This is a genomic window from Pelagerythrobacter sp. Soil_C_18 (genome assembly GCF_057657235.1).
The window spans coordinates 443,957-451,637 of sequence record NZ_JBDGIU010000003.1 but is presented as its reverse complement, the minus strand read 5'-3'; the positions used below and the strand labels follow the sequence as shown (position 1 = coordinate 451,637).

Annotated in this window: 2 protein-coding genes and 1 pseudogene; all 3 read right to left on the bottom strand. The window is 68.3% G+C overall.

Annotation, left to right across the window (positions count from 1 at the left end):
- Positions 1–254: pseudogene (locus AC3A5N_RS10185) on the bottom strand (hypothetical protein); the annotation flags it as partial.
- Entirely contained in the window at positions 227–6,412 is a 6,186-nt protein-coding gene (locus AC3A5N_RS10180) for a hypothetical protein (protein WP_487737199.1), read from the bottom strand. The pseudogene AC3A5N_RS10185 and the gene AC3A5N_RS10180, both read right to left, overlap by 28 nt.
- A 148-nt stretch (positions 6,413–6,560) precedes the next feature.
- Positions 6,561–7,094: a hypothetical protein gene (locus AC3A5N_RS10175; protein ID WP_487737198.1), complete on the bottom strand. Its 534-nt coding sequence runs from the start codon at positions 7,092–7,094 to the stop codon at positions 6,561–6,563.
- Positions 7,095–7,681 lie beyond the last annotated feature (587 nt).

Genomic DNA, 7,681 nt, shown 5'->3' with positions numbered 1-7,681 from the left:
GCGATGTTGTCCGCGCCGCCGGTGAACGCACCGCGGCCGCTGGCATAGCTCGGATCGCCGATCGCGACCGCGCCGTCGCCATAGGCGGTGTTGCCCGACCCGATCGAGACCGCCTTGCCGCCGGTCGCGAGCGCGTTGTTGCCGATGGCGACTGCTTCGGCGGCGTCGGCCGTGGCGAGGGTCCCGACCGCAATCGAGTTATCAGCACTGGCATTGGCGGAAGAACCTACTGCCGTACTGTTTCCCCCCCCGATAGTGCGCTTCGGCCGATTGCCGCTGCGTTCACGCCGGTTGCTTGGCTGCCGGCTCCCATGGCGAGGGAGCCTTGTTGGGTTGCGTTGGTGCCGACACCGACCGCCGTGGCATTTTGCGCGTCCGCTATTGCAAGTCGGCCAAGCGCGCTCGCGTTGATGCCGGTGGCACTGGCACCAAAACCAATGGCCGATGCGCCGGACGCGCCAGCAGAGGCCCCGTCGCCGAGAGCGACGGCTGAGGGCGCATTCACGACCTGAGCCCCCCAGCCGATAGCGACGCCGTTGATGGATGCCGCATCAACGGCAACCCCGGTGTTGCTGCCGATGGCGATACTGCCGTCTGCATGTGCCTGGATCTGGTTACCAACTGCGGTCGCATTGGTACCCGTGGCTATACTTGCATAGCCGAGAGCCAGGCCTTCCAACCCGCTGGCAGTGGCACCGCGTCCTATTGCCACGCCCTGTCCGCCGCTCGCGTCAGCAAGAGAGCCTATCGAAACGGAGTCTAGGCCGCTAGCGCTTGCTTCGTAGCCGACGGACGTAGCGCGGTTACCCGCGGCCGAGGTACCCACGCCGGCGGCCAGTGCTGCCAAACCGGTCGCACCATCATTGTTGTAGTTCGCGCCGGCCGTCCCGCCGTCATTGACGCTGTAATAATGCGCCGCCGCGCCGGCGACCGCGGACTGCAGTGAATCCTGCACTGCGAACAACTGCGATCCATTGACCGCATCCGTCGAAGTGGCGCTGATCTGGCCAGCAGCGACGTTCTGGATCTGGCGTTCCGCGCCGACGGCGCCGACCGATACGACGCTGGTCGGAGAGGCGCCCGCGAAATTGTAGGTGGTGCCGCGAATGGTCGTGCTCGCGGTCGGAACGGCGGCCGAAGTCACCGAGCCGGAGCCCAGCGCCACATCGCCCGCGTTGACGGCGCTGGCTCCCGTGCCCAGCGCCGTAGCGCCGCTGACATCGGCCACCGCGTTCTCGCCCAGGGCCGCACCCGCGACGATCGCCGGATCGTTCACCCCGCCATTGTAGGTCGCAATGGCCCCGTCGCCGAACGCCGCGCCGCCGTTGCCGGCCCGCGATGATGCGCCCATCGCCACCGATCCCGTCGCGATCGCGTCATAGCCGAGCGCGATGCTGCGCTCGCCCAGAGCCTGCGACTGCGTGCCGATCGCTAGCGCATCCAGCGCCGTCGCCTGCGCGTCCGTTCCGGCCGCAAAGGCGTTGTCGGCCGTGGCATTGGCGTTGTAGCCGATCGATGTGGTCGCGTTGCTGGCAACGCCGATGCCCGCATTGGTGCCGAGCGCGATATTGTCGTCACCCGTTACCAGGTTACCCGCAGAAGCGCCGAGGGTGCCGTCATAAGTGACGGTCCCGTCGCCGGTGCCCATGGCGATGTTGCGCGTGCCCGTGACGCCGGAACCGGCGCCGCGCATGCCGCTGGCTATGCCGCCGCCGATAGCGCTGTTCTGGGCGCCACTTACGAGCGTGCCGGCTGCAACGCCCATCGCGACCGAACCGGTATTAGCAACGGTCGAACCCGCGCCAGCGCCTTGGCCGACAGCAACCGTGCTGTCGCCGGCTGCTAGTGCCTGCCCGCCAACAGCAACTGCAGTGTTTCCGGTGGATCGAGCAGCGTTACCGACGGCAACGGCGGCCAGCCCGCTCGCATTCGCCAGAGCCCCCACTGCTGTGGCGGTTTCCGCTCCAGCCTGCGCCCCGTATCCCACGCCCGTGGCAGCTCGTGCCGAGGCGTTCGCAATATAGCCCACCGCGGTGGAGGAATCCCCAAGCGCGTCCGCCGCAGGGCCTGCTGCGAGAGAGTTGATGCCCGCTGCCGTACTGGACGGGCCGAAAGCGGCGGCACCCTCTGCCGTCGCGCTGGCGACTCGCCCAACCGCGGTCGCCAATCTGGCAGTGGCCGTAGCCCACGGTCCGATGGCCATCGAATCCATGCCGGTGGCGCCGTCGTTATTGTAGTTGGGCTTTAGCGCGCCGCCATCGTTGATGCTGAGATAGTGCGGCGCCGCGCCCGCCACCGCCGTTTGCAGCGACTGCTGCACCGCGAAGAGCTGCGAGCCGTTGATGGCGTCGGTCGAGACGCTGCTGATCCGCCCCGCCGCAACGTTCTGGAGCTGGCGCTCGGAGCCGACCGCGCCGATCGACACGACGCTGGTCGGCGTGGCGCCGGCGAAATTGTAGGTCGTGCCGCGAATGGTCGTGCTCGCGGTCGGAACCGCCGCCGAAGTCACCGAGCCGGAGCCCAGCGCCACGTCGCCCGCGTTGTTGGCAATGGCCGTATCGCCGAAGGCGAGCGAGCCTGCCGCCAGCGCGCTGCTGTCGTTGCCCAGCGCGACCGAGCCCTGGCCGACCGCCACGTTGCTGTTGCCGATCGCGACCGCACCGCTCGCCATGTTGGCCGCGGTCGCCGTCGCCGTGCCGTCGGCATTGGCGATGTTGTCCGCACCGCCGACAAAGGCGCCGGTGCCGCTGGCATAGCTCGGATCGCCGATCGCGACCGCGCCGTCGCCGTAAGCGACGTTGTCGGCGCCGATCGAAACCGCCTTGCCGCCGGTCGCGACCGAGTTGGTGCCGATCGCCACCGCGTCATCCGCGTCAGCCATCGCGTTGAGGCCGATCGAGGTCGTTCCGCTCGCGGCCACGCCGATACCGGCGTTCGTGCCGAGTGCGATATTGTCGCTGCCGGACACGTTGTTGCCGGCGGAGGCCGCCTGGGTGCCGTCGTAGGCGACGGTGCCGTCGCCGGTGCCCAGCGCGATGTTCCGCGTGCCGGTCACGCCCGCGCCCGCGCCCTTCTGGGTGTTGGTGAGCCCGCCACCGATCGCGACGTTCTGGGCGCCGCTGACGAACTGGCCGGCTCCGGTGCCCATGGCGACGGAGCTGACATTGGCGATCGTCGAGCCGGAGCCCGAGCCGTTGCCGACCGCCACCGCGCCCTCGGCGGTGGCATTCGCGAACGCGCCCAGGGCAGTGGCGCTCTGCCCCGCGGCCGACGAGGCGACGCCCATGGCCATCGCCCATTGCGCGCTCGCCTCGGCGGTGGTGCCTAGCGCGATGGCGCTGCCCCCAGTGACGACCGCGCGGTCGCCCATGGCGATGGAGGATGCGCCGGACGCGTTCGCCTCGCTGCCGATGGCCGTGGAGCCGACGCCGCTCGCCTGTGCCACCGTGCCGACCGCGATGCTATTAAGGTTGTTCGCAACCGCGCCCGTGCCGAGGACGGCGGAATTGACTCCCGAAGCGGTCGAGCTGGTGCCGACCACGATCGCGCCGTCCGCCGAGGCGACCGTGTCCACCCCCAGCGCAGCGGCGTTGTTGCCCGATGCCTGCGTTCCGAAGCCCGCCGCCAGTGCATTGATGCCGGACGCCTGCGCGCCGGAGCCTACGGCGGTGCTCGCGCCGGCACTCGCCACGGCACCTTCGCCTAAGGCTGTTGAGCTGATGCCGGTCGCTTCAGCTTCATGCCCCACGGCAATCGCCTCCGCCTGACTCGCCACGCTCAGTCGGCCGATCGCGATGGTGTCTGTCTGCGAGGAGGTCACGTCGGTGCCCAACGCGATCGCGCTTTCGCCGGTGGCGCCTGCCGTCGCGAGCGTGCGCGCGCCGATGTTGATGGCGTTTATGGCCGACGCTTCAGCGTCAAAGCCGATGGCGATGCCGTTCTGCTCGGCCGCTCCGGCGTTGGTGCCTTGGGAGATTGAATCCAGCCCGCCTGACGTGGCGTTGTAGCCGACCGCGATCGCCCGGCCGCCGGTTGCGCCGTCGTTGTTGTAGTTGCCGCCTTGGAAGCCGCCGTCATTGACGCTGAAATAGTGCGGCGTCGCGCCCGAGATGCTGGTCGCGAGATTGTTGAGCGCCTGGTTGGTCGCGAAGAGCTGCGAGCCGTTGATCGCGTCAGTCGAGGTCGCGCTGATCCGCCCCGCCGCGAGGTTCTGGAGCTGGCGCTCGGAACCGGCAGCGCCGATCGAAACCACGCTGGTCGGCGTCGTACCGGCGAAGTTGTAGGTGTTACCGCGAATGACGGTGCTGCCGGTCGGGACTGCTGCCCCGGTCACCGAACCCGAGCCCAGCGCCACGTCGCCGGCGTTGTTGGCAACCGCGCCAAACCCGATCGCCGTGGCGGTCCCTACCGCAGCATTGGCCCCCGTTCCCATCGCGAGCGTGTTGTCGCCCGTTGCAGTGGCGCCGACGCCAAACGTGGTGGCATTGATGCCGTCCGCCACGCTGATTCGGCCAATGGCGATGGCGCTTCCCCCGGTCGCGGTGGAGTTGGAGCCGATGGCAATGCTCTGGTTGGTGTTCGCGACCGCGGTGTCGCCGAACGCCAGGGCGCCTGCCGCCAGCGCGCTGCTGGTGCTGCCAAGCGCCACGGCGCCCTGGCCCACCACGGTATTCTGATAGCCGACGCCGACCGCGCCCTGCGCCGCCGTGCCGGCAACGCTCACGCCCTGGCCGCCGCCGCCGACCATATTGGTGTTGCCCATGGCGACCGAGCCGTTGCCGGTCGCGGTGTTGTCCATGCCCTGCGCCACCGCGCCGTCGCCGGTCGCGGTGTTCGGATCGCCGATCGCCACCGCGCCGTTGCCGCTGGCGGTGTTGCCGGCACCGATGGCGACGGCTTTGCCGGCGGTCGCGGTCGAGCCGGTGCCGATTGCGACCGCGTCTTCGGAATCGGCCACCGCGCCCGTACCCGCAGCAATCGAGTTGACGGCCGAGGCGGCGGCGTTCCGGCCGAGCGCCACGGCATTCAGATCGCTCGCGATGGCGCTGCGGCCGAGCGCGGTCGAGGCAACTCCGGAAGCGTTGGCAAAGATCCCAAGCGCGGTCGCGCTCGCAGCGGAAACATTTGCCGAATTGCCGATCGCGATGGAGTTGATGTCGGAAGCGGCACTGTTGTAGCCGACCGCCAGCGATGCACCCCCTGTGGCAGTCGCGCCTTGGCCGAGGGCGATGGTGTTAGCGGCCCCTGCGTTGGCGCCAAAGCCGATTGCAGTGGCCTGTTCGAACGAAGCCTGTGCGCCTGTGCCCACGGCGACGGCATTGGGGCCGGTCGCCATCGCGTTCAGTCCGATCGAAGTCGTCGCGTCGCTGGTTACGCCGATGCCCGCATTGGTGCCGATCGCGACGTTGTCGCTGCCCGTCACCAGAGTCCCCGCGGCAGCCTGGAGCGTGCCATCATACATGACCGTGCCGTCACCCGTGCCCAAAGCGACGTTGCGCGCACCCGTGACGCCCGAACCGGCCCCTCGCATGACGGACGCGATGCCGCCGCCGATGCCGATATTCTGGGCACCGCTGACAACCGCGCCAGCCGCAACACCCACGGCAATTGAGTTGGCATTGCCAATGGTCGACGCGCCACCTGCGCCGTGTCCCACGGCCACGGTGCTAGTGCCTGTGGCTTGCGCACCGGCGCCCAATGCCGCGGAATTCTGGCCGGATGCAAGCGACTGCCTACCGAAAGCCGACGCACCCTCAGCGCGCGCATCGGACCCCACGCCAACGGCAGTCGTGAGATCGGCCGTAGCCGCCGCACCCTGACCGAGCGCCGTGGAGGACGCCCCCGCCGCGTTTGCTCCGATGCCAAAGGCCGACCCGTTCGTGCCGGTGGCCCGGGACGAAACGCCCACCGCGGTTGCGCCACTCGCGGCAGTGGCTTGTGCGTTGGGGCCTAAAGCAACGTTGTTCGTGCCCGTGCTCTGAGAGCTCGCGCCAATCGCGACCGCATTTTGGGCCGTACTCGTGCTGCTCGAGCCGAGGGCGATTCCATTGAGCTCAAGCGCCTCGGAAGCCACGCCGATGGCAATGCTTCGCGTGCCAGTCGCCGTGCCGCCACCGGCGGGATAACCCTGCGCCTGCGCCGGCGTGGACAGGCCGAGCGAGGCGGCTAACGCAACGCCGCCGATCACTCCCGCTGCGCTGGTCGAGGACATGAGCGTGCATCGGGCATTGCCGCCAAAGCCGAGAGCGCCAATGCCGAGTCCCTTGCGGTTCACGCCAAGCACGCGGTGCGCCATGCGCAGCACCGACATCAGCCGGCGCCGCTGGGAGGCACTGCCTCCTGCGCCCGCGATCCAGTTTTCGGCGAACCGCGCGCCACGTTGCCGCTTCGAGACTGCATCGAGACCAAGCATGACAAACTCCCTCGTAGAAGATCCCCCGCGCCGGCTACCGGAAACGGGACACACGAAACCCCTCGGCCAGACGCGGGTGCGCCGGCCCATCGGCACTCACATTCACTGATGCCGGCCCGCTTCATCGCGGGCCGGACCCGGCCTGCTGCTAGGCGCCCGACAAGGGGGCGACCGTCACCACGACACAGGAATTTCCGCTGCTCACCAACATCGCCTGCCCCTGATTTCCGCCAAGGTTGTAGAGCGGGACGTCCACGAGATTGCCCGCCGGCGTGCTGCCGCTCGGAAGCAGGCTGAGCACTTCGGCGCAGGGCTGCTGGAACGGCGCGACGCGCACGAGCTGCCCTTCGCAGCCCTGCCCGACCGGCGCGGCCATCACCACGCCGGCGGCCGATCCGCGCAGTTCGGGCGTGTCATAGGAAATACCGGCGACGCCCTGCACTGCGTGCGCATCGGGATTGTCGCCATTGGCATTCACCTGCACGGCGTAGGTCGAGCCGGCCGTCGTCACCGCACCCGCGGCGGAGAAGAGGTTGGCGCAGCGCTGGATGCCGAGCTGCTCCGCCTGCTGGCGGAAGGCGTCGACGTTCTGCGCCGCCGGCGCAGGCGCGGCCTGCTGCGACTGGGCCGCCGACTGCGTGCCGCCCAGCAGCACCGCGGCGATCGCGATTCCGCGCAGCATCGGCGCTTTCGAGGAGAATAGCTGGGCACGCCGCCCGGCCATACGGGACGCTTTACCGCGCCGCTTCAATGCTTCTGCCGAAAAACCCATCACTGCGTCTCCTCTCAAAACTCGGCGGCGCAAGGCAGGAGGGCGAACGACATCCTTCGCCGCCGAATAGCTCGGCGGTGCAGGAAGTATCATCTGCGGAAATCCGCATCATTTAAGATACAATATGCGATTTCGACCCTGTTTTTGCCTGATGCGCACTGCCCCTGTGCTGAATCACCAAATGCGATATGAACAGTGTCTACATCTCTTGTCCAGAGAAAACTTCAATCAAACAGCAGAATTAGCAATTGTTTACATTGATGTTTGGATGCGTGGGAATTCTTCTGCTTTCATCAATGTAAATACTAACGCTCTATTAACCTGATGTCTTGACCACGCCCTTTCAGGGCGGCACGCGTGCGGCAGGCGCTCGCCCGGGGATCTCCGGCAGGGCCCGCAGGGCGGTGTCTGGAGGTGAGGATCTGGGGGTGATCGCCGCGCACTCTCCCGGCGCGCAGGCGGGCTGGGCTCGCGTGAGGCGCGGGCCGAGATGCGGG